Annotated in this window: 24 protein-coding genes; 12 read left to right on the forward strand and 12 right to left on the reverse strand. The window is 35.8% G+C overall.

The window, feature by feature from the left end; genetic code table 11:
* Window position 1: 1 nt before the first annotated feature.
* The gene (locus tag DF947_RS02080; RefSeq protein WP_109928022.1) at window positions 2–625 is read right to left on the reverse strand and encodes a 7-carboxy-7-deazaguanine synthase QueE; all 624 of its coding nucleotides are present in this window, start codon (window positions 623–625) and stop codon (window positions 2–4) included.
* Window positions 626–731: 106 nt separating this feature from the next.
* On the opposite strand from DF947_RS02080, the gene DF947_RS02085 reads away from it, so the two are divergent.
* Window positions 732–1067, forward strand: a complete 336-nt coding sequence (locus DF947_RS02085; RefSeq protein WP_109928023.1) for a Rieske (2Fe-2S) protein — start codon at window positions 732–734, stop codon at window positions 1065–1067.
* Window positions 1068–1147: 80 nt separating this feature from the next.
* On the opposite strand, the gene DF947_RS02090 is transcribed toward DF947_RS02085, so the two are convergent.
* The 5 genes from DF947_RS02090 to DF947_RS02110 form a co-directional block, all read right to left on the reverse strand.
* Window positions 1148–1567 (reverse strand): type II toxin-antitoxin system VapC family toxin, encoded by a 420-nt coding sequence (locus DF947_RS02090; RefSeq protein WP_240615305.1) that lies wholly within the window; start codon window positions 1565–1567, stop codon window positions 1148–1150.
* A gap of 3 nt (window positions 1568–1570) precedes the next feature.
* Complete coding sequence (locus DF947_RS02095; protein WP_109928024.1) at window positions 1571–1831, reverse strand: DUF6364 family protein; 261 nt, start codon at window positions 1829–1831, stop codon at window positions 1571–1573.
* A gap of 134 nt (window positions 1832–1965) precedes the next feature.
* Complete coding sequence (locus DF947_RS02100) at window positions 1966–2847, reverse strand: bifunctional 5,10-methylenetetrahydrofolate dehydrogenase/5,10-methenyltetrahydrofolate cyclohydrolase (RefSeq protein WP_109928025.1); 882 nt, start codon at window positions 2845–2847, stop codon at window positions 1966–1968.
* An 86-nt stretch (window positions 2848–2933) separates the two neighbouring features.
* Window positions 2934–4721 carry a translation elongation factor 4 gene (gene lepA / locus DF947_RS02105; protein ID WP_109928026.1) on the reverse strand — a complete coding sequence of 596 codons (1788 nt, stop codon included), beginning with the start codon at window positions 4719–4721 and terminating at the stop codon, window positions 2934–2936.
* 79 nt (window positions 4722–4800) lie between these two features.
* Window positions 4801–4995 (reverse strand): hypothetical protein, encoded by a 195-nt coding sequence (locus DF947_RS02110; RefSeq protein WP_109928027.1) that lies wholly within the window; start codon window positions 4993–4995, stop codon window positions 4801–4803.
* A gap of 66 nt (window positions 4996–5061) precedes the next feature.
* Here DF947_RS02110 and DF947_RS02115 point away from each other — a divergent pair, with 66 nt between their 5' ends.
* Both DF947_RS02115 and DF947_RS02120 read left to right on the forward strand, forming a co-directional pair.
* Entirely contained in the window at window positions 5062–5688 is a 627-nt protein-coding gene (locus DF947_RS02115) for an ATP-binding cassette domain-containing protein (RefSeq protein WP_158526215.1), read from the forward strand.
* Window positions 5689–6783 carry a hypothetical protein gene (locus tag DF947_RS02120; protein WP_109928029.1) on the forward strand — a complete coding sequence of 365 codons (1095 nt, stop codon included), beginning with the start codon at window positions 5689–5691 and terminating at the stop codon, window positions 6781–6783. It begins immediately after the preceding gene.
* A gap of 193 nt (window positions 6784–6976) precedes the next feature.
* On the opposite strand, the gene DF947_RS02125 is transcribed toward DF947_RS02120, so the two are convergent.
* Together DF947_RS02125 and DF947_RS02130 are read right to left on the reverse strand one after the other, a co-directional pair.
* Window positions 6977–8401: an MATE family efflux transporter gene (locus DF947_RS02125; RefSeq protein ID WP_109928030.1), complete on the reverse strand. Its 1425-nt coding sequence runs from the start codon at window positions 8399–8401 to the stop codon at window positions 6977–6979.
* A gap of 358 nt (window positions 8402–8759) precedes the next feature.
* Window positions 8760–9179 carry an acyl-CoA thioesterase gene (locus DF947_RS02130; RefSeq protein ID WP_109928031.1) on the reverse strand — a complete coding sequence of 140 codons (420 nt, stop codon included), beginning with the start codon at window positions 9177–9179 and terminating at the stop codon, window positions 8760–8762.
* A gap of 79 nt (window positions 9180–9258) precedes the next feature.
* Between DF947_RS02130 and DF947_RS02135 the strand changes: the two genes are divergently transcribed.
* The 4 genes from DF947_RS02135 (at window position 9259) to pnp (ending at window position 12876) form a co-directional block, all read left to right on the forward strand.
* Entirely contained in the window at window positions 9259–9462 is a 204-nt protein-coding gene (locus DF947_RS02135; protein WP_109928032.1) for a hypothetical protein, read from the forward strand.
* Between the two features lie 9 nt (window positions 9463–9471).
* The gene (locus tag DF947_RS02140; protein WP_109928033.1) at window positions 9472–9948 is read left to right on the forward strand and encodes a hypothetical protein; all 477 of its coding nucleotides are present in this window, start codon (window positions 9472–9474) and stop codon (window positions 9946–9948) included.
* Between the two features lie 332 nt (window positions 9949–10280).
* Window positions 10281–10565 (forward strand): 30S ribosomal protein S15, encoded by a 285-nt coding sequence (gene rpsO / locus DF947_RS02145; RefSeq protein WP_025146265.1) that lies wholly within the window; start codon window positions 10281–10283, stop codon window positions 10563–10565.
* Window positions 10566–10740: 175 nt separating this feature from the next.
* The gene (gene pnp / locus DF947_RS02150; RefSeq protein ID WP_109928034.1) at window positions 10741–12876 is read left to right on the forward strand and encodes a polyribonucleotide nucleotidyltransferase; all 2136 of its coding nucleotides are present in this window, start codon (window positions 10741–10743) and stop codon (window positions 12874–12876) included.
* Window positions 12877–12961: 85 nt separating this feature from the next.
* Here the strand turns inward: pnp and DF947_RS02155 are convergent, their stop codons facing one another.
* A complete protein-coding gene (locus tag DF947_RS02155) occupies window positions 12962–13582 on the reverse strand; it encodes a toxin-antitoxin system YwqK family antitoxin (RefSeq protein WP_109928035.1) in 621 nt (206 codons plus the stop codon).
* A gap of 80 nt (window positions 13583–13662) precedes the next feature.
* On the opposite strand from DF947_RS02155, the gene DF947_RS02160 reads away from it, so the two are divergent.
* The 3 genes from DF947_RS02160 (at window position 13663) to DF947_RS02175 (ending at window position 17626) form a co-directional block, all read left to right on the forward strand.
* A complete protein-coding gene (locus DF947_RS02160; protein ID WP_109928036.1) occupies window positions 13663–14259 on the forward strand; it encodes a hypothetical protein in 597 nt (198 codons plus the stop codon).
* Window positions 14260–14456: 197 nt separating this feature from the next.
* Complete coding sequence (gene rpe / locus DF947_RS02170) at window positions 14457–15128, forward strand: ribulose-phosphate 3-epimerase (RefSeq protein ID WP_109928038.1); 672 nt, start codon at window positions 14457–14459, stop codon at window positions 15126–15128.
* A gap of 77 nt (window positions 15129–15205) precedes the next feature.
* Window positions 15206–17626 (forward strand): TonB-dependent receptor, encoded by a 2421-nt coding sequence (locus tag DF947_RS02175; protein ID WP_109928039.1) that lies wholly within the window; start codon window positions 15206–15208, stop codon window positions 17624–17626.
* Between the two features lie 11 nt (window positions 17627–17637).
* On the opposite strand, the gene DF947_RS22160 is transcribed toward DF947_RS02175, so the two are convergent.
* A complete protein-coding gene (locus tag DF947_RS22160) occupies window positions 17638–17778 on the reverse strand; it encodes a hypothetical protein (RefSeq protein WP_158526216.1) in 141 nt (46 codons plus the stop codon).
* 405 nt (window positions 17779–18183) lie between these two features.
* Between DF947_RS22160 and serC the strand changes: the two genes are divergently transcribed.
* Entirely contained in the window at window positions 18184–19257 is a 1074-nt protein-coding gene (gene serC, locus DF947_RS02180; protein ID WP_109928040.1) for a 3-phosphoserine/phosphohydroxythreonine transaminase, read from the forward strand.
* Window positions 19258–19327: 70 nt separating this feature from the next.
* Window positions 19328–20278: a D-2-hydroxyacid dehydrogenase gene (locus DF947_RS02185; protein ID WP_205940721.1), complete on the forward strand. Its 951-nt coding sequence runs from the start codon at window positions 19328–19330 to the stop codon at window positions 20276–20278.
* Window positions 20279–20326: 48 nt separating this feature from the next.
* Here the strand turns inward: DF947_RS02185 and DF947_RS22355 are convergent, their stop codons facing one another.
* Both DF947_RS22355 and DF947_RS02190 read right to left on the reverse strand, forming a co-directional pair.
* Complete coding sequence (locus DF947_RS22355; RefSeq protein ID WP_167397990.1) at window positions 20327–20473, reverse strand: hypothetical protein; 147 nt, start codon at window positions 20471–20473, stop codon at window positions 20327–20329.
* Window positions 20454–20969, reverse strand: coding sequence for a hypothetical protein (locus tag DF947_RS02190; RefSeq protein WP_109928041.1), 516 nt, complete (start codon window positions 20967–20969; stop codon window positions 20454–20456). The genes DF947_RS22355 and DF947_RS02190 overlap by 20 nt, the downstream gene beginning before the upstream one ends.
* Window positions 20970–21009: the final 40 nt, after the last annotated feature.

A 21009-nucleotide genomic window follows, 5' to 3' on the forward strand; every position in this document is an offset into this window, starting at 1 on the left:
TTTATGGAATATTTAAAAATTTGTGTGTTTGTAAAGAAATCTCCCATTTTGGGTTGGCCATTACATACTCAATAATTAAAGGTGTAATTGCTTTCGATTTTGACCATTCAGGCTGTAAATATAACTTGCAGGTGGGAGATACCATTGCCGCATATTCTTCGGCCCATTTGAAATCGCTTTTATTAAAAACAATCACTTTTAGCTCATGCGCAAAGGGCGTAATATCTGGTCGCGGTGCCTTAAATTTCTTCGGAGATAAACAAATCCAATCCCAATTTCCCGATAATGGGTAAGCCCCAGATGTTTCGATGAAAGTTAAAATTCCTTTATCTTTTAATTTATTGGTTAGATAATCGAGATTGTAAATTAATGGTTCTCCACCAGTTATAACTACAGCTTTGCCAGGAAATTTATCAGCATTTTCTACAATTACATCGGCAGGTGTGAGCGGGTGCATTTCTGCATCCCAGCTTTCTTTAACATCGCACCAATGGCAACCCACATCGCAACCACCTAAACGGATGAAATAAGCCGCTTTGCCAGTATTAAATCCCTCGCCTTGTATTGTATAGAACTCTTCCATTAAAGGAAGTAATGTGCCGTCTTCTGGTATGTCTTGTTTCATTTTTGAGGATGCAAATATCCTAAAAAAATATGGTCCAGTGGTTCCACTTTCAAAAATTAATGTAAAGATGAAATAACACTGATATTTAAATGCTTATTTTAGCTTAATGAAGTGGTTTAAGGCGCTTAATAAAATTCAAATCCCTAATTCTGATTCAATTAAAACGGTTGAAGTGAATGGGAAACAACTTTGTATCATCAATAATGATAATAAAATTACAGCCACTCAATCTTATTGTCCGCATGCAGGAGGGCATTTCAGTGGGGGATGGTGCAAAAATGGCAATCTGATTTGTCCGATTCATCGTTGGGAATATAGTTTAACTACCGGTAGAGGAGCAGAGGGGCAGGGAGATTACATTAATATTTACCCGACTGAATTACGTGAAGATGGATTATATGTTGGCTTTGAGGAAAGCTGGTGGAACAAGCTTTGGAGCTGAAAAAAGGAGCAACGAACAAGGATAAAAGATCTAAGATTTGGCCACTATATCTTTATTCTTTGTTCCTTTATTCTTGTTCGTTAACGCAAGTACTGTTTAAAAAACTCCTGACAGTTTAAAACTTCGATATTCGAGAAATAAAAATCTTCAATATCTTCGGTAATTATGCATTTGCAATCTTTTTGGTAAGCAGCATAATATTCTAGGCCATCTTCAAAATCATGAATTTTCTTATTCGATAATGTATCTGAAACGCCCTTAGAAGAATTCTCAGCAATCTTTATATGTTGGCAAAGCAAATCCATCTTTTGTTTTGCAAGTACAGAACCGTGCTTCTTTTCCGCAAAGTAAAATGCAATGGCCAAACAAAGTGGCGAGGTATAAACTTCAAAATTTGGATGTGATGCCAAACTCAAAATCCTCGAAGAATAGGTGAAAAGGGGATACTCTTTATTCAGAACGGAAACCAGCACATTGGCATCTAAAAATATGCGCAACATGGATTACTTTTTAGAATTAAAAAACTCATCCTTAGAAGATTTACGAGTTTGTTTTGATGTTTTTTTGTATTCTACTTCACCTTCTGCAACCATACTTACCCAATCACTGATGGGGTAATCCTCTAGCGATTTATAATTGCTAGCAGTGACCTGGATTAACAAATGCTCAATTAAACGAGATAAGCTAATGTTATTATCAGCAGCGTATTTTTTTGCTTTTGTAACCACATCTTGGTTAAAGCTTAGCGTAAGTTTCGAATCCATAACATTGTATTTACGAACAAATATAATTATTATACGTATAATAAAAAATATCTACACGTAAAAAAAAAGCAACTCAAACATTCGAGTTGCTTTTGAATATTTTATAGACTAAGTTCTTGCTTTAGGCTTTGAGCTTAAGAGTAAATTTCTTTCCTCGCCGACGCCAAAGTATTCTTAAGTAAACCAACAATAGTCATTAAACCAACACCGCCGGGAACAGGTGTGATGTATGATGAAATAGGTGCTACGTTTTCGAAATCAACATCACCATAAAGTTTAAAACCAGATTTAGTTTCTGTAGATGTTTCTCGGTTTATACCAACATCGATTACAATTGCACCAGGTTTAACCATATCAGCAGTAATAAAGTTCTTTTTACCAATTGCAGCGATGATGATGTCTGCTTGCAGCACTTGTTCCTTTAAATCTTTTGTACGGGAGTGGGTAAGTGTTACCGTGCAGTTTCCTGGATTTGCATTACGAGCCATCAAAATACTCATTGGGCTACCTACAATATTACTACGCCCAACCACAACACAATGCATTCCTGTCGTATCGATATTGTATTCTTGCAACATCAATAAAATGCCATATGGCGTAGCGGGAATAAAACATAGTAGGTTACGCATCATTCTGCCCAAATTAACGGGGTGGAAACCATCTACGTCTTTACGGTAATCTATGGTTTCGGTAACTTTTTCTGGGTCAATATGCTTTGGTAAAGGCAATTGAACAATCAATCCATCAACATCAGCATCTTGATTAATTTCTTCGATTTTAGCCAATAACTCAGCTTCGGTAACAGAATTATCGTACCTATGGAGTGAGGATTTAAAACCTACCTTTTCGCAGTTCTTCATTTTGCTGGCTACGTAAGTTTCGCTGCCACCATCATTACCTACTAAAATGGCAACCAAATGTGGTTTTCTGCCAGTATTATTTAGAAATTCAGCAGCCTCTTCGGCAATTTGAACTTTAACTTTTTCCGATACGTATTTACCGTCTAATAATTTCATTCTTAAGAGATGTGAGACATCAGATATTAGATTTGAGATTGGACGGTTATCATCTCAAATCTCAAATCTAATATCTCAAATCTATTTTAATCCAATTTTAAAACCGCCATAAATGCACTTTGCGGAATTTCTACGTTTCCAACCTGGCGCATACGTTTTTTACCTTTTTTCTGTTTCTCCAATAACTTACGTTTACGAGAAATATCACCACCATAACATTTAGCTGTTACATCCTTGCGCAAAGCACTCAACGTTTCGCGGGCAATAACTTTTGCACCAATAGAGGCCTGTATTTTAATCTCAAATTGCTGACGAGGGATTAACTCTCTCAATTTCTCGCAAATTTTCTTTCCGAAATCATATGCATTACTTCTATGAATTAATGAAGATAAAGCATCTACGGGCTCATCATTCAGTAACATATCCAAGCGTACCAAATCTGATTTTCGATACCCAATTTGATGATAATCGAAAGATGCATAACCTTTGGAAATCGTTTTCAGTTTATCATAAAAATCGAATACAATTTCGCCCATTGGCATTTCAAAAATCAATTCAACCCGATCAGAAGTTAAATAAGATTGATTTACGATAATTCCGCGTTTTTGAATACATAGCGACATTACTGGTCCAACAAATTCGGCTTTAGTAATAATATTTGCTTTTATAAACGGTTCTTCAACCGAATCCAATTTACTTGGATCTGGTAAGTCAGAAGGGTTATTAACGGTAACTTCCTCTCCTTTAGTTGTATGGGCAATGTACGATACGTTGGGAACAGTTGTGATAACCGTCATGTCAAATTCACGCTCCAAACGTTCTTGAATGATCTCCATGTGCAACATTCCGAGAAATCCGCAACGGAAACCAAAACCTAAAGCAGCAGAGCTTTCTGGTTCAAAAACGATAGATGCATCATTTAACTGCAACTTATGCATCGCTTCACGAAGCTCTTCGAACTCATCAGTATCAACCGGGTAAATCCCAGCAAAAACCATTGGCTTAACCTCTTCAAAACCTTGGATTGAATCTAATGAAGGTCTATCAACGGTTGTAATCGTATCACCAACTTTTACCTCGCGAGCTTCTTTAATTCCTGAAATAATGTAACCAACATCGCCGGTTTTAACCACATTTCTTGGCGACATATCCAGTTTTAAAATACCAACTTCATCAGCCAAGTATTGTTTACCTGTATTAATAAATTTTACTTTATCACCTTTTTTTATTTCGCCGTTAACCACTTTATAGTAGGCAATAATACCTCTAAACGAGTTAAAAACCGAATCGAAAATCAAAGCCTGTAACGGTGCTTCAGGATCTCCAACCGGAGCAGGAACACGATCTACAATGGCTTGGATAATATCTGGAATTCCAAGTCCGGTTTTACCAGATGCTGGAATAATGTCTTCTCTTTTACATCCGATTAAATCGATAATCTGATCTTTAACCTCCTCAGGCATTGCTCCAGGCAAATCCATCTTATTTAAAATCGGAATGATTTCAAGATCGTGCTCCAAAGCTAAATATAAATTCGAAATGGTCTGTGCCTGAATACCTTGCGATGCATCAACAATAAGCAAAGCGCCCTCACAGGCCGCAATAGAACGCGAAACTTCGTAAGAAAAATCTACGTGTCCAGGTGTATCAATTAAGTTGAAATTGTACTCAATATCTCCAACTTTGTAGTTCATTTGTATGGCATGACTTTTTATCGTAATGCCTCTCTCACGCTCCAAATCCATGTTATCGAGCAATTGCGCCTGCGCCTCACGCTTGGAAATCGTCTCGGTATATTCTAATAACCTATCGGCCAGAGTACTCTTTCCGTGGTCAATATGTGCAATAATGCAAAAATTACGTATATGCTTCATCTTTGCGCAAAGATATAGTTTTTAATGGAAAATTTAAGGTGTTTGAGCGAAGCGAAATCCCGATTTTTTTGGGAGAAAATTAATTCGACAAAAACGATGATTTGAAAAGCTCAGCCTGTAGTTTTTCGGTTCTTGCAGCCTTGCTTTCCACTTTATCTTTTTTGTGGATGCCGTCAGAAATTCGAGATTCTGCGCCAAAAAAGTATGCCGTTTCAATCAAGTTTATGTATTTTAATGTAGTAATTCTTTTGAATGTTACCTTTCTTCTACCCACACCATACTTTTAAAGTAACAAAATAATATTTCGGTTATCTAAACATCAGAATAAACTATCATTAACTTGTTAAGCTTAACGAACATCAACAAAAAGTACGGCAGCCACGAAGTATTAAATTTTCGCGAATGGAAAATCGATAATGGCATCCATTGGCTAAAAGGTGGCAACGGAACGGGTAAATCTACGCTGTTCCGAATCATTTCAGGTCAGACACCTTTTAAGGGTGAAGTGGAATTGAACGGTATTAATCTGAAAAAAGAGCCAAGTAATTTTCGGTCTAAAATTAGCTTCGCCGAGGCGGAGCCCCAATATCCCTTATTTATTACAGGAAATGAACTGATAGATTTTTACACAGAAACACGAAACGCTCAACGAAAACAGGCAGATGAACTTGCTGATTACTTTGAAATGTCTGCGTTTATTAATAATAAGATTGGCAGTTATTCAAGCGGGATGCTGAAAAAACTTTCCTTGATTTGTGCTTTCATCGGAAACCCTGATTTATACATTTTAGATGAACCTTTAATTACAATTGATGTGGCTTCTGCAGATAAACTTTATCACTTAATTAACGAAAAAGCGACTCAAGGAAAATCATTTCTTTTATCATCACATCAGGAAGTTAGCAATGATAAACTGAAATTAGATGCCTTATTCCAAATTATTGAAAAACAAATTGTTAAACTTTAAATGCTGAAGTTATTAATCAATAGTTTAGCGAAAGAATTTTATCAGCAACATGCCGGTTTTTTTCTGGTTGGGATTTATATTTTATTCGGTATAGTAGAACCATCACAGTTAATCGGCTACCAAAAAGCTTTGCTTTTGGCCGGCATTTCTTCGCCGGTTGGGCTGGCTATCGTGTTTGCATCATGGTTTTTATATTCACTAAAAGCACATTTCTTTATCAAACAAAGGCTTGTACAAGCTCAATATAATTTCGTAGGTGAAACAACAGCTCTACTTAAGAATACTCAATTGAAGTTATGGCTGAGATTATATTTAGTCATACTTGCACCAATTTTAATCTATGTTTTTCTATTAATAGGGTTAAGTTTCGGCTATCAGCTTTATTTAAGTGTTGTAAGTATTTTAATTGTTTTTTCAGCTTTGGTTTTTGGTTTATCATGGCTAACCTATCAGTCGTTGACTTTTGGTTTTCTTAAACAGGAAAGGCAAATCACACATTTTGGTTTTAAAGTTAAGAAGCCTTTCTTCTCCTGGCCATTATTTCATTTGTTTAACGAGCAACCTTTAATGTTGCTGATGTGCAAATTATTATCGCTCGTTTTCTTTAAAGGAATGTTGTGGATGTTTATCGACGTAGGCAATGATATTCGGGTTTTATTGGTTGCAATGTTAGCATCAATTTTATGCCACGCAACATTGGTTTTCACTTTGTTAAAATTCGAAACAGAATATCTTAACTTCAGTAAAAGTCTAGAAATATCAGTTTATAAGAGACTTCAAAATTGGCTGTTGGTTTTTACAATCATTTTAATTCCTGAATGGATATTTTTAATATCGGCATCTCATTTTGAATTATATTCAATTGTAAATGGTTTTGTGTTCGGCCTTGCCGGATTAATATTTCTCCTAACCTTATTATACATTGTAAAGTTGAACATGGATAATTACCTGAAATGGCTATTGTTCTTTTTCTTTATTTCTATGTGGTTAATTCTTGGGCATTATTACCTTTTATTCAGCTTGGCTTTATTGGTTACCTGCACAATATATTATGTGATGATGTTTAACAAAACTGATTTAAAAGGGATAGAATAATAAATTTTTAACCACAGATAAACACGGATTTTTTGCCATGGAAAAATGAATCCGCGGAAGTTTGACTTTTCATAATGCCGAGTTATCTGTGTTCATCCTGCTTATCTGTGGTTAATTATCTATATGGAATCATAGGAAATTAATAGTATGTTAATCTGTTTGCTGTGGCTGATTTATCCGTGGTTAAATTTATTTAAACCATCGTTTTCTTCCATTTACCTTTTTTAAATAAGATAAATGCTGCAACGGCAATACCGGCTTCGGCAGTTGGAATTGCAATAAAAACACCTGTTGGCCCCATGTCTAAATATTTAGCCAGGAAGTAAGCCAATGGAATTTGGAACAGCCAGAACGCAAAAACATTAATTTTAGTTGGTGTCCAGGTATCTCCAGCACCATTGAAAGCACTGCTAAAAACCATCGCCGAGCCATAAATAACAAAACCGATACTTAAAATTTTCAGCGCACGACTTGCAATCTCAATTACCTTCGCATCGGAAGTAAAAAATGATGCAAATAAATGTCCGCAGGTTAAAAATACAACGCTTACCACAGCCATAAAAATGATAATGTATTTTAAGGTTTGAAAAACAGATTGTTCAGCTCTATCGATATGGCCAGCGCCCAAATTTTGACCGACCAATGTTGCTGCCGCATTGCTCAATCCCCATGCGGGTAATAAGAAGAACATCATTAATCGAAGTGCCGTTTGATAACCTGCCGAACCCTCATCGCCGCCTGTTGTAGCTACGAGTTCTGCCAAAAAGACCCAACTACAACTTGCGATTATAAACTGGAAAATAGCGGGAGCCGCAATTTTTACAATGGCTTTGATTTGCTCAAAATCTGGAATAAATTGACTAATCCGATTTTTTAATGCGTTTTTCCCATTGAATAAATTATACACCTGATAAGTTACACCCAGGCCTCGACCAATTGTTGTAGCAATTGCGGCACCGGTTAAGCCAAATGCAGGAATGGGTCCTAAACCATTAATGAAAATAGGGCAAAGGATAATGTTGGCAATGTTGGCTATCCATAAGCTACGCATGGCAATTGCCGCATTTCCTGCACCTCGAAAAATACCATTTATTAAAAATAGCAAAACAATAATGATACTTCCGCCCATCATAATCCGAACGAAAGTGGTTCCATGCGCTGCAGTTTCTGTTGATGCACCCATTAATAAAAGAATATCTCTGGCATAAATTAATCCAGCAATGCTGATTAAAATGTTAATCGCTACTGCAATTACGATGGTTTGCATTCCTGCTTTTGCGGCTGCTTCAGGGTTTTTCTCACCAATTCTTCTGGCTACAACCGCAGTAGCTGCCATGCTCAATCCAACGGCTAAGGAATATATAATGGTTAAGACTGATTCGGTTAAACCTACGGTTTGTATGGCATGGCTGCTGTTTTCTAAGTGACCCACGAAATATAAATCGACTAATGCAAAAACTGATTCCATTGCCATTTCCAGCATCATCGGAATGGCCAATAAAATAATTGCCCGTTTAATGCTAATTGAAGTTAAATCAACTTCATTGCCTTTTAAGGATTGTACAAGTACTTCAAAAAAAGATGATAGTTTGCCCTGTGTCTTCACTGACTGTGACATATAATATAAATAAGATGTTATGAATAAACCAAAAGATAGGCAATTAAATGCACATATCTAATACTGAAATGGGAGGGAATCCTCGGTTATTTAAAACCTAAAACGGATTGCAGATACTATCATGGTTCTGTTCTTTTTGATCCGACAAAGATAAATAAATTTTTCAATTGTCAAATTTTTATGACTGATTTTTAAGGTGTTGATTAAATTATCCCCCACGGAAACACGGAAATCACGGAATCAAATCTTTGAGTTGATGATGTTGCAAGTTATATTTCAGTTCGTGGGGACACAAACCGAGGTACTGGGGTCAGGATGTATTCTCAAATACAATATCTTCGGACCTCCGACTTTCTAACTAAATACTATATGCTTTAATCATCTCTTCAGTAACCTTTGTGCCACGGCTTGTGTTTAAATCAATTAATACATAATCAAAAATTCCATCCGAAGCTACTTTGCCAGTTTTTTTATTGATGATTTCGAACTGAACCGAACATCCTTTATCATTCATGTTTAAAATGCCCGTTCTAATCAACATTAAATCGTTCATTAAAAGGGGGCGTTTAAAATTAATATCGACATGACTTACCACCCAGCCTAAACCTTGTTTTGTAAAATGTTCCCAGGGCATCCCATAGAATTTTTCCATCTGCTCGTAACGGGCGGCCAATACATAATCCAAGTATTTGCTGTTATGTACATGGTTGAACATGTCTATATCGTCAGGGCGTACACGTAACTCGCTTTCGAAAATGCTAAATTGATTCTTTTCCAAGGGTAAAATGTTTTGTACAAAAGTATGATAAGGTTTTGATATCTTGTTGTAAAGATATTTTATGTATTTTTGATTAGAAATGGGAAAGCTTACACTATATGATATTTCAATTCCACGCGAAACACTTATCGAGGAGCGTGAAAATGTATACTTGAGCCGTACTCCAGAGCAACGATTTTTTGGTGTTTTGCAACTCAACCACATTTCAGTAACCATGAATGGTGGTAAACCATTAAAATCTCCTCAAGGAAAAGGTATTGTTATTCGTAAGCCAAGCCTTTAATTTTTCAGTATGTCCTTTGATAAAGAGAATCCAGAAATGCTTTTGTTATTGGAAACATTCCAGCAATTCGATTTGCGATATCTTATTGTTGGTGGCTTTGCAGTTAACCGTTATGGATATAATAGGACTACAGGAGATTTAGATATCTATTTAAAGGACACAAAAGAAAACAGGCAGAATTTGATTTACGCTTTAGATGAAATGGGCTACGGTAAATACGATATGCTTCTGGATGTTCCGATTATTGCCGGATATTGTGAAGTTCTAATGGATGATGGAATGTATGCTGATTTAATGACTGATATTCCTGGATTGGATAAGCAGAAATTTGATGAGTATTTCCAAATGGCTACTGTTGATGAAATAAATGGCATTAAGGCTCGGTTTCTACATTATAACCATCTTCTTGATAATAAACGTGCAACTAATAGACCAAAAGACCAGTTAGATGTTTTGGAATTAGAGCGTATCAATAATAAAAAATAGGTTTCTTGAACAATCTTATTTCTCTAAACCCGACTTAGCGGAAATCCTTTTTGTAGCACTTTCTGAATGAGATTGCTTTCCCGAATATTCGGGACAGGCTGTCGTTCCTCCTCGCAAAGACGATAATGGAAGTAATAACACAAAAAGATTGAAGCGGGGACGGGGCTGAAGTTACCTATAAAAACCGAACCGTGCTTTTCAAAATGAGACTACCAAGATTCAATTTTACAACTGAGCAATTAAACAATAAACCATACTTTGTTAATAAGTTAAAAATATCTTATCTTTGCGCCACAATTAATTAATTTTTATCACTTTAATATTATTCAAGAATGTATTTAAGTCCAGAAAAGAAAGCCGAAATCTTTAAACAACACGGCGAAGTAGAAACCAACACAGGTTCTGCAGAAGGTCAAGTAGCGTTATTTACATACCGTATTGCGCACTTAACAGAACACTTAAAGAAAAATCGTAAAGATTTCTCTACTCAGTTGTCACTTCAAAAATTGGTAGGTAAACGCCGCGGTATTTTGGCATACTTATACAAAAAAGATATTGAGCGCTATCGTGCTATCATCAAAGCTTTATCGCTTCGTGATATCATTAAACAAAAATAAGCGTAATTTTATCAACAAGAGCCATTCTTTAGGGAATGGCTTTTTAATTTTCATTAGCTTTACAACAAGTTATTGAAATTGCGGTAAATCTAAAGTTTACCTTGGTTTGCAAAAACAAAAACATATATAAACAACGGTGTGTAGAAAGAGGAAAACACACCATAATTCTATTTAAATGAATGTAATAAAAAAATCGTTCGATTTGGGCGATGGCAGAATTGTAGAAATCGAAACTGGTAAATTGGCTAAACAAGCTGATGGTTCGGTTGTAGTAAAAATGGGCGATACGATGTTGTTAGCAACAGTTGTATCTACTGTTGGTGCTAAACCAGGTACTGATTTTTTACCTTTATCGGTTGATTATCAAGAAAAATATGCGGCAACCGGCCGTATTCCAGGAGGCTTTTTACGTCGTGAAGCAAGATTATCTGACTATGAGGTTTTAATCTCTCGTTTGGTTGATAGAGCTTTACGCCCAATGTTCCCAAGTGATTATCACTCTGATACGCAGGTGATGATTTCTTTAATCTCTGCTGATAAAGATATTATGCCGGATTGTTTGGCAGGTTTAGCCGCATCTGCTGCATTATCAGTTTCTGATATTCCTTTCAACGGTCCTATTTCTGAAGTGCGTGTTGCAAAAATTGATGGTAAATTGGTAATTAATCCATTAGCTAGCGATTTAGAGCGTGCAACTTTAGAGTTTATGGTTGCTGGTTCGGCTAACGATATCGGTATGGTTGAGGGTGAGTGCGACGAAATTCAAGAAGATGAAATGGTTGAAGCTTTAAAATTTGCGCATGATGCAATTAAAGTTCAATGTGCTGTTCAGGTTGAATTGACTGAAGCTACTGGCAAAACTATAAAACGTGAATATAACCACGAAGACCATGATGCTGATTTAAAAGCAAAGGTTTATGCTGATACTTACGATAAAGTTTATGCTGTAGCGAAAGCTGGTGGCAATAAAGATGTTCGTAAAGAAGGTTTCACGGCTATTATCAATGAGTTTTTCGAGGCTATGCCAGAAGATACTGCAGATTTAACTAAAGCAATGGCTAAACATTATTACCATGATGTTCAGTACGATGCAATTAGAAATCTGTTATTAGATGAAGGCATTCGTTTAGATGGTCGTAAGACTACGGAAATTCGCCCTATCTGGAGCGAAGTTGGTTATTTACCTGCTGCTCACGGTTCGGCAGTATTTACGCGTGGCGAAACTCAATCGTTAACATCGGTTACTTTAGGTAGCAAAGATGATGAGCAAATGATTGATGGTGCTTTCTTCAACGGTTACAACAAATTCTTATTACACTATAATTTCCCTGGTTTCTCAACCGGAGAGGTTAGACCGAACAGAGGTGCAGGTCGTCGTGAAATTGGTCACGGTGCTTTAGCGCAACGTTCATTGAAAAAAGTATTGCCACAAGGTGAGGCAAATCCTTATACCATTCGTATCGTTTCTGATATCTTAGAATCTAACGGTTCGTCATCAATGGCAACTGTTTGTGCGGGTACATTAGCATTGATGGATGCAGGTATTAAAATCAAATCGCCAGTATCTGGTATTGCAATGGGTTTAATTACAGATGAGAAAACTGGTAAATTTGCAATCCTTTCTGATATTTTAGGTGATGAAGACCACTTAGGTGATATGGACTTTAAAGTAACTGGTACTGAACACGGTATTGTTGCTTGTCAAATGGACTTAAAAATCAATGGTTTATCATACGAAGTTTTAACAAAAGCTTTATTACAGGCTAAAGAAGGTCGTTTACACATCTTAAACGAGATGAAGAAAACGATCAGCCGGCCGAATGAAGATTATAAACCACATGCTCCACGTATTGTTTCTTTAACTATTGAGAAAGAATTTATTGGTGCAATTATCGGCCCAGGAGGTAAAATTATCCAGGAAATGCAACGCGAAACTGGTGCTTCAATCTCTATCGAAGAAGTTGATGGTAAAGGTATCGTAGAAGTTTTTGCTGATAATAAAGCAGCTATTGACGCTGCAGTTACCCGAATCCGTAACATCGTAGCTAAACCAGAAATTGGTGAAGTTTACCAAGGTAAAGTAAAATCAATTATGCCATTTGGAGCATTTGTTGAGGTTATGCCGGGTAAAGATGGTTTATTGCATATCTCTGAAATTTCATGGGAACGTTTAGAAACTATGGATGGTGTTTTGAAAGAAGGTGATAAAATCGAGGTTAAATTATTAGACATCGATAAACAAGGTAAAATGAAGCTTTCTCGTAAAGTTTTATTACCAAGACCTGAAAAACCAGCTGCGCCACAAGCTTAATTCAATTAGCTAATTCACTAATGTGCTAATTAGCTAATTAAAAACCCTTTCAGTTTTTATACTGAAAGGGTTTTTTGTTATGGAACTACTTTATTTTAACGCCATTTTTATAAACTTCTTCACTGACAACTTTACCCTTTTCATCTTTACAGATTCTGGTTCCTTCTTTGTTGCCATTTACATAAGTAGATTCACATTTCGGTTTTCCACTTTCGAAAAAGCTCTTCCAATTCCCTTCTTGTTTATCGTTTCGATAGGTACCTTGTTGTGATATGCCTCCGTTGTCGAAGTATAATGTGTAGTTTCCCTCTAACTTATCATCTACATAAAAGCAGTTTTCATTCAGCTTGCCGTTTTTAAAAAACTTTTTAAAATTGCCCTCTTTTAATTCTGCAAAATCACGATAAACATAAAATTCATCAGCCTCTAAAATTCCGTTTTCATAAAAGTATTTCCATTCGCCGTTTCTTTTATCTTTAGTAAAATTGCCTGTTGCCTTTAATTGCCCGTTTTCGTAATAATAATTGGCAATACCCTCTCTTTTACCCTTTTTCCAATTTTCAATTAAGCTGGGTTTACCATTGCTGTAAAATTGCTTGCAAGTTCCCTCTTGTAATCCATCTTTCATGCCACAGGGTTTTTCCTTTTGCGAGTAAGCAATGGTATAAATGAAAATAAGCAATACTGTGCAGATATAATTTTTCATTATGTTGTTTTTTATTCCCAAATAGTTTAATTATGTAATGATATAAATACAATTTCAAAAATCAAATTTTAATCCGGCTTATGAAAAAATTACAAATTCTTATTCTATCCCTAATCATTACATCCACAATTTTGAAAGCAAATGCACAAAAGGCAGCTTACTATCCACAGGTTCCTTTTGATTCACTCCAAGCCAAAAGCATGCTGGCGTTAGGGACATCGAGTATTGAAGGCGTAGCTTTTACAAAGCCTAAATCATCTTTCGGTTACAAGGCACCATTGGCACCTAAAATTTTGGCAACTAATGTTACCGTAACCCTATTTCCTGTTACCACGTATTTTGAAGAATGGTATCGGTTAAGAAAGAAAGAAGAAAATAAGAAAACGAGTGTTTACATGTCCCAAGAGGCTTTTAGATGGAGAATTACCGTTCAAACAGATGAATATGGAAGATTTAAATTTAATAAGATGAAACCCGGTAAATATTTTATCCAGTCTTTTGCGAGTTACTCACGGTCGGGTACAACACCGGTTTACCGTGGTACAGGATATAATAATTATGGCGGACAAACTGATTATTATGAATATCAGAGTTACACCAATAACTACACAGATAGGATTGAAGAGTTTGTAGAAATTACGAGAGATGGGCAAGCACTCGAAATTAAATTAAGATAAAGTCAAAACCCTTTCAACTTTTACTGAGAGGGTTTTTTGTTGAGATATAATTAAGTTTGAAATGATTTTGTAACTTGCATTGTTGGTAAAATTATATAAACACATCGTCATTGCGAGGATCGAAGTAATCTCCTTTATGATTCGCCAAAGCATTAAGATTGCTTCGTTTCTCGCAATGACAAAAACCATAAATTAAAATGAAATACATCATTGCCCCATCCATACTTTCGGCCGATTTCGGCAATTTACAACGCGATATCGAAATGATTAATCAAAGTGATGCCGATTGGTTTCATGTTGATGTAATGGATGGTGTTTTTGTGCCGAATATTTCTTTTGGTTTTCCTATATTATCCGCAGTTAAAAAACACGCTACCAAACCATTAGATGTTCATTTAATGATTGTGGAACCCGATAAATTTATTCCTGAATTTGCAAAGGCAGGAGCCGATAGAATTACGGTTCATTACGAAGCCTGTACTCATCTACATAGAACCATTCAGTTAATTAAAGCATCCGGATGTAAAGCTGGGGTCGCTTTAAATCCGCACACCCCAGTTGCTTTTTTGAATGATATTATTGAAGATTTGGATTTAGTATTGATTATGTCTGTTAATCCAGGTTTTGGTGGACAACAGTTTATTCATAATACCTATAAGAAAATTCAGGATTTAAAAAGGTTGATTCAAGGTAAAAATGAAGATTTAATTATAGAGGTTGACGGTGGTGTAGGTTTACAAAATATTGGTACATTAGTATCAGCAGGTGCTAATGCCTTCGTAGCCGGAAATGCAATTTTTGTATCCGATAATCCTACAGAAACCATTTCTAAAATGAAAAGCTTATTTAGCAGTAGCTTAAATGTTTAACTGTAGAATCGGTTATTTGGGGCGGGCTGCTAATAGCTAAAAGCCTTGATACTTAATCTTCATTTTGATACTAACCAATGCTCAAATTAAGGCTAATCCTTTTTCTGTTAATTGCTGGTTGCAGTCTAGCTGTAGCGCAACCTCTAGTTAGGGTATCGGGAATTGTTTATAATGAAGAAAAATTACCCTTAGCTCAAGTAACGGTTATTGTTTTGGGTCAGGCGCAATCTACCGTAACAGATGAATTTGGCGTTTATACAATTTACTCAAAGACCAAAAACTTTAACATAAAATATTCCTTACTGGGATATCAGCACCAAACTTTGAAGTTTAGTGAGCGTTCTGGTGCTAGAATAAATCAACCGGTTACTTTAATTGCAAATATTAATGAACTTGAGCAAGTCAATATTACCGATAAACAAAACCAGCTTAGTAATACAACAACCTTAAATATTGCTGATGTTCCATCTATGCCCTTGGTTTCTGGGAACTTTGAAACCATGCTTAAAACTTTACCTGGGGTTTCTACCAACAACGAATTAAGTGCTCAGTACAGCGTTAGAGGGGGAAATTTTGATGAAAATCTCATTTATATCAACGATGTCGAAATTAATCGTCCAATATTAATTCGGAATGGCCAGCAGGAGGGCCTAAGTTATATAAATAGCGATTTAATTAGCAAGGCCAAGTTTTCTGCAGGAGGCTTCGAGGCAAGATATGGTGATAAGCTGTCATCTGTTTTGGATATCAAATACGATAAACCCGATAGCAATCAAACAATTTTAAGCACCAGTTTTTTAAATACCTCTTTATCAACAAAGAGATTATTTAAAAATAGTTTTCTTTTGGTGGGATTAAGATATAAAAACAATTCAAGCGTACTCATAAAGCAAGATGAAAAGGGAAGTTACAATCCTGATTTTGCCGATGCGCAAATCATGTATCAGTATAATTTTTCTCCTAAATTTAATTTAAGCTTTTTGGGAAATCTAAACTTAGGGCAATTTAAATTGGTTCCGGAAAATCGGGAAACAAAATTTGGCACCTTAAGTACAACTTTAAGGCTTAATGTAGATTATGAAGGGCAGGAAATAGACGATTACCAAACAACCGGGTCTGCTATAACCGCAACATTTTTACCTGAGCCAAATCTGGTTATAAAGTTTATAAATAGTTATTTCAGTACCATAGAACGCGAGCGTTTTGATATTGATGGAAGTTACATATTCGATGAAGTAGATAACACCTTTTCAGGCGAAAACTTTGGAGTAGTTAACAAAAACAGAGGTGTAGGAAGTTATTACAACTACGGTAGAAACAGTTTAAACACTCAAATTTTGGCTTCTGAAATCAAAGTGGATCAGAATTTTAACAATCATGTTTTCTCTTGGGGGCTAAAATTTGATAAATCAAAATATAATGATCATTTAAACGAATACAATTATACTGATTCTGCAGGCTTCATATTGCCAAATAATTCAAAGAACATTTCTCTACAGAATGTAATCAACGTGGAGAATAATATCGATATTAAAAATTATAGCGCATATATTCAAGATAGTTATTCACTTTCAAATTATGCCGAACTACAGTTGGGCGCCCGTGCAACATACAGTTCTTTAAGCGAGCAATTGTTAATTAGCCCGAGAATGTTAATTGCTTACCGGCCGAATTCAAATAACAAAATTTTAAGATTTACCGCAGGTGTTTATAAGCAACCTCCATCATATAGAACAATTCGCGATTTTTCTGGCATTTTGAATATAAAACAAAAAGCGCAAAGTTCTTACAACACATCCCTTGGTTACGATTACGCTTTTGATGCTTTTGGAACCCGTTTAAAGTTCACTTCGGAAGCTTATTTTAAATATTCTGATCGGTTAATACCTTACAAAATTGATAATCTGAGAATTAAATACTTAGCTAATGAAGTTTCAAGAGGGTATGCCTATGGTGCTGATTTTAGTATAGGGGGGGAGTTTGTAAAAGATATGGTTTCATATTTTAGACTGTCGGTGATGCACGCTAATGAAGATATTATTAATGATAGCTATATTCAAAATGGCACAACTATTTATCCTGGATACCTAAAACGACCAACCGATCAGCGTGTAAATTTTTCTATTTTCTTTCAAGATAGATTGCTAAATAGTCCCACCTATAAAGTGCACCTTAATGCACTTTACGGTTCTAGATTGCCCATTGGTCCCTCGCAAACAGCAAGATATTTAGATAAGTTTTTTATCCCATCTTATAAACGTGTTGATATTGGTTTCTCTAAAGATTTTCTTGATGACGCCGCATTACACAAGCCTAAATTTTTGGATAAAAATTTCAGCTCGGTAATTCTCTTTTTTGAGGTATTTAATATGCTGAATATTGATAACACCGTTTCTTATTTATGGCTGAAAGATGTGGATAACGTTCAGTATGCAATTCCAAATTATTTAACAGGAAGACAATTTAATTTGAAGTTAATTGTTAAGTTGAAAAATTAACCAGGATTAACTTAGGATTTAGATGCTTTAATATCCGTTGGTTGAAACCAACGGTAATGAATAGGAATCTCGCTAAACCATTGTTGGCTACTACTAGCGGTAGAAACCAACGGCAATGAATATTCATCTGGCTTGTGAATTAGGCTATTCATTGCAGTCTGCTTTAGCTGACTGTTTCTTTAATTGCCGATTAAGGCTTTAGCCAAATTATAAAACTTGTATGGAAAGCCATCCTAAGAATTACAAACCCAGAGTAATCTAAACCCGACAAAAGCGAAAATACTTTTGATTAAACCTATAAGGTTTTCAAAAACCTTATAGGTTTGAAAAAGATTGAAGCGTATGGCGGGACCACTGTAACCAAAAGACCACTGTTTTTGCTTTTCTACTAAATTAAATGCTCAAAATTAGGTTAAACGTTTTAATTACAAAAACTGCAATAAAACCACTGATTTCGGTTAGATTTTTAACGAAATTTAATTTTTTATGATACGATTTTGTAGGCAGAACTGCTTTAAAAATTTTACATTTACCGCCATAAAACATTAAATAATAACATGAAGCATAATTTTGGCGCAGGCCCTTGTATTTTACCTCAAGAAGTGTTTAAACAAGCTGCACAGGCAGTTTTAGATTTTAACGATGGATTATCGATTTTAGAAATTTCGCACAGAACAACCGAGTTTGAGGCCGTTGTTGCTGAAGCGGATAAGTTGGTAAAAGAATTATTAAATGTGCCATCGGGTTATTCCGTTTTATTTTTACAGGGCGGTGCGAGTTTGCAATTTGCAATGGTTCCGATGAATTTATTAGGCGATGGACAAACTGCAAGTTATTTAGATTCTGGCGTTTGGGCGACCAAAGCTTTAAAGGAAGCTAAATTTGTGGGCAATGTTAATGTTGTAGCATCATCAAAAGATTCGAACTATACCTTTATTCCAAAAGATTTCGAAATCCCTGCGGATAGTGCTTATTTCCACTATACTTCGAACAATACCATTTACGGAACAGAGCTTTTTGATGTTCCTGAGACGAGCGTTCCTATAGTTTGCGATATGTCATCGGATATTATGAGCCGTGTAATTGATGTTTCGAAATTCGATTTAATTTACGCGGGAGCACAGAAAAATATCGGTCCGGCGGGATTAACAATTGTGATCGTAAAAAATGATGCACTTGGCAAAATCGACCGTAAAAATCCGTCTATGTTGAACTATCAATCTCACATTGATAACGATTCAATGTACAACACGCCACCAGTTTTCTCTATTTATGTGGCTTTATTAAACCTTCGTTGGTTAAAATCGAAAGGTGGTGTTGCTGAAATCGAAAAAGAAAACAAGCAAAAAGCTGAAGCACTTTACAGAGAAATTGACCGAAATTCTTTGTTTAAAGGTACTTGTGCTGTTGAAGATCGTTCTAAAATGAACATTTGTTTCGTAATGGAGAATGCAGAGCTGGAAAAACCTTTCCTAAAATTTGCCGAAGAGCAAGGTATAGTGGGTATTAAAGGACACAGAAGTGTTGGCGGTTTCCGTGCCTCGATGTATAATGCCCTGCCAATTACGAGCGTTCATGCATTAATCGACGCCATGCAGTCATTTGAAGAGCAACAGGCAAAAGCAAATTAATTTAAATTTTAACCGATAATTGATTCGCATTTAAATCTGTGTAATCAATTTAATCAGTGAAATCATACATATGATTAAAATATTAGCAAACGATGGGATAGACCCAATCGGTAAAGAATTATTAGAAAAAGCAGGTTTTCAGGTTGATACGGAAACCATTCCGCAAGACCAATTGGCGGAAGCTTTAAAAAACTATGACGCCATCACGGTTCGCAGTGCAACAAAAGTTAGAAAAGAATTGATTGATACCGTTCCAAACATTAAATTAATTGGTAGAGGTGGAGTTGGCATGGATAACATTGATGTTGAATATGCTCGCAGTCAGGGTGTTGCAGTTGTAAATACACCAGCCGCATCTTCATTATCAGTTGCTGAATTGGTTTTTTCTCATTTATTTACAGGCATTAGATTTTTGCAAGATGCTAACCGTAAAATGCCTGTAGACGGTGCAACTCAATTCAACAACCTTAAAAAAGCTTATGCAAAAGGAACTGAATTAAGTGGTAAAACAATTGGTATTATAGGTTTCGGCCGTATCGGTCGTGCTACTGCAAAAGTAGCTTTGGGCTTAGGAATGAACGTTTTGGCTTACGATTTATATCCATCGGAATCTGAAATCACTTTAGAATTTCAAGGTGGACAATCAGTGAGTATTCCTATTAAAACAGTTTCATTAGATGAAGTAATTGCCGGTAGTGATTTCTTCAGTTTACATACTCCATTTGCCGATAAGCCAATTTTGGGTGCAGAAGAGTTTGGTAAAATGAAAAATGGAGTGGGTATAGTAAACTGTTCCCGTGGCGGAACCATAGATGAACCAGCCTTAATTGAAGCATTAAATTCTGGTAAAGTTGCTTTTGCAGGTTTAGATGTTTTTGATAATGAGCCTACACCTCTAGCAGCAATTTTAACACATCCAAAAATTTCTTTAACACCACACATTGGTGCTTCAACTAACGAAGCACAGGAACGTATTGGTACAGAACTGGCAACTTTGATTATTGAGCATTTTAAGAAATAATTATTATCCAAACCTCGTAGGTTTTAAAAACCTACGAGGTTTATATTTCTAATCCAAAGCTTTCGTTAAAACCCAATAGCGATAACCCAGTATTGCTTTTTGAAGTGTGGTAAGCTTACTAGGGTCTTTTTTATATAAGCTTGGCAATATCAGTTTATTAATCTTTGCCAAAGCCTTAAACAATCCTTTTTTCATATTGCTTTATTCTTTTATTGAAAAAATAAAATCCTCCAGCCATTAACAGAACCAAAAAAATGATGATGTAATTGGATATGTTTCTATTACCAGTCTTGGCCTCGTCCTTTAACTGTGCGTTTTGCTCCTGTAGCTTTTTAATGGTTCGCATATAATTTTCAATGCGTTCTTGCGAGTCATCGGCCACAGCCACTTTTTGTTGATTTTGAAGATCCTTATAATCCATCAATACTTTTAGCTCCTTGAAAATATTATTATCGGTTAATACAACCTGGCGTAGAATTTCATTGGAATTTTTAATATCGCGTTTGGTTTGCCAACCAAATATTCCGGTGCGTTGATTTAAACTTTCATCGTATTGCCCAAATTTGGCGCTACGCTCTGCCAATAATGTATTTACTTTAACACGTTGAGCAGAATATGCCATTGTATCTTGCTGCGCAAAAGCTTGAAAACTGAGGAATATGATGCAGAGCGAATAAAAATATTTCTTCATGACGTATAAACATACAAAGCGTAGAAGTTGTTTGCAATCT

It is taken from the genome of Pedobacter paludis (assembly GCF_003173575.1).
In the GTDB taxonomy this organism is placed as follows: domain Bacteria; phylum Bacteroidota; class Bacteroidia; order Sphingobacteriales; family Sphingobacteriaceae; genus Pedobacter; species Pedobacter paludis.

Coding starts and splice junctions, on each gene's coding strand:
- DF947_RS02080 (WP_109928022.1), bottom strand. CDS start 625: ATGAAACAAGACATACCAGAAGACGGCACATTACTTCCTTTAATGGAA.
- DF947_RS02085 (WP_109928023.1), top strand. CDS start 732: ATGAAGTGGTTTAAGGCGCTTAATAAAATTCAAATCCCTAATTCTGAT.
- DF947_RS02090 (WP_240615305.1), bottom strand. CDS start 1,567: ATGTTGCGCATATTTTTAGATGCCAATGTGCTGGTTTCCGTTCTGAAT.
- DF947_RS02095 (WP_109928024.1), bottom strand. CDS start 1,831: ATGGATTCGAAACTTACGCTAAGCTTTAACCAAGATGTGGTTACAAAA.
- DF947_RS02100 (WP_109928025.1), bottom strand. CDS start 2,847: ATGAAATTATTAGACGGTAAATACGTATCGGAAAAAGTTAAAGTTCAA.
- lepA (WP_109928026.1), bottom strand. CDS start 4,721: ATGAAGCATATACGTAATTTTTGCATTATTGCACATATTGACCACGGA.
- DF947_RS02120 (WP_109928029.1), top strand. CDS start 5,689: ATGCTGAAGTTATTAATCAATAGTTTAGCGAAAGAATTTTATCAGCAA.
- DF947_RS02125 (WP_109928030.1), bottom strand. CDS start 8,401: ATGTCACAGTCAGTGAAGACACAGGGCAAACTATCATCTTTTTTTGAA.
- DF947_RS02135 (WP_109928032.1), top strand. CDS start 9,259: ATGGGAAAGCTTACACTATATGATATTTCAATTCCACGCGAAACACTT.
- DF947_RS02140 (WP_109928033.1), top strand. CDS start 9,472: ATGTCCTTTGATAAAGAGAATCCAGAAATGCTTTTGTTATTGGAAACA.
- rpsO (WP_025146265.1), top strand. CDS start 10,281: ATGTATTTAAGTCCAGAAAAGAAAGCCGAAATCTTTAAACAACACGGC.
- pnp (WP_109928034.1), top strand. CDS start 10,741: ATGAATGTAATAAAAAAATCGTTCGATTTGGGCGATGGCAGAATTGTA.
- DF947_RS02155 (WP_109928035.1), bottom strand. CDS start 13,582: ATGAAAAATTATATCTGCACAGTATTGCTTATTTTCATTTATACCATT.
- DF947_RS02160 (WP_109928036.1), top strand. CDS start 13,663: ATGAAAAAATTACAAATTCTTATTCTATCCCTAATCATTACATCCACA.
- rpe (WP_109928038.1), top strand. CDS start 14,457: ATGAAATACATCATTGCCCCATCCATACTTTCGGCCGATTTCGGCAAT.
- DF947_RS02175 (WP_109928039.1), top strand. CDS start 15,206: ATGCTCAAATTAAGGCTAATCCTTTTTCTGTTAATTGCTGGTTGCAGT.
- DF947_RS22160 (WP_158526216.1), bottom strand. CDS start 17,778: ATGAATAGCCTAATTCACAAGCCAGATGAATATTCATTGCCGTTGGTT.
- serC (WP_109928040.1), top strand. CDS start 18,184: ATGAAGCATAATTTTGGCGCAGGCCCTTGTATTTTACCTCAAGAAGTG.
- DF947_RS02185 (WP_205940721.1), top strand. CDS start 19,328: ATGATTAAAATATTAGCAAACGATGGGATAGACCCAATCGGTAAAGAA.
- DF947_RS22355 (WP_167397990.1), bottom strand. CDS start 20,473: ATGAAAAAAGGATTGTTTAAGGCTTTGGCAAAGATTAATAAACTGATA.
- DF947_RS02190 (WP_109928041.1), bottom strand. CDS start 20,969: ATGAAGAAATATTTTTATTCGCTCTGCATCATATTCCTCAGTTTTCAA.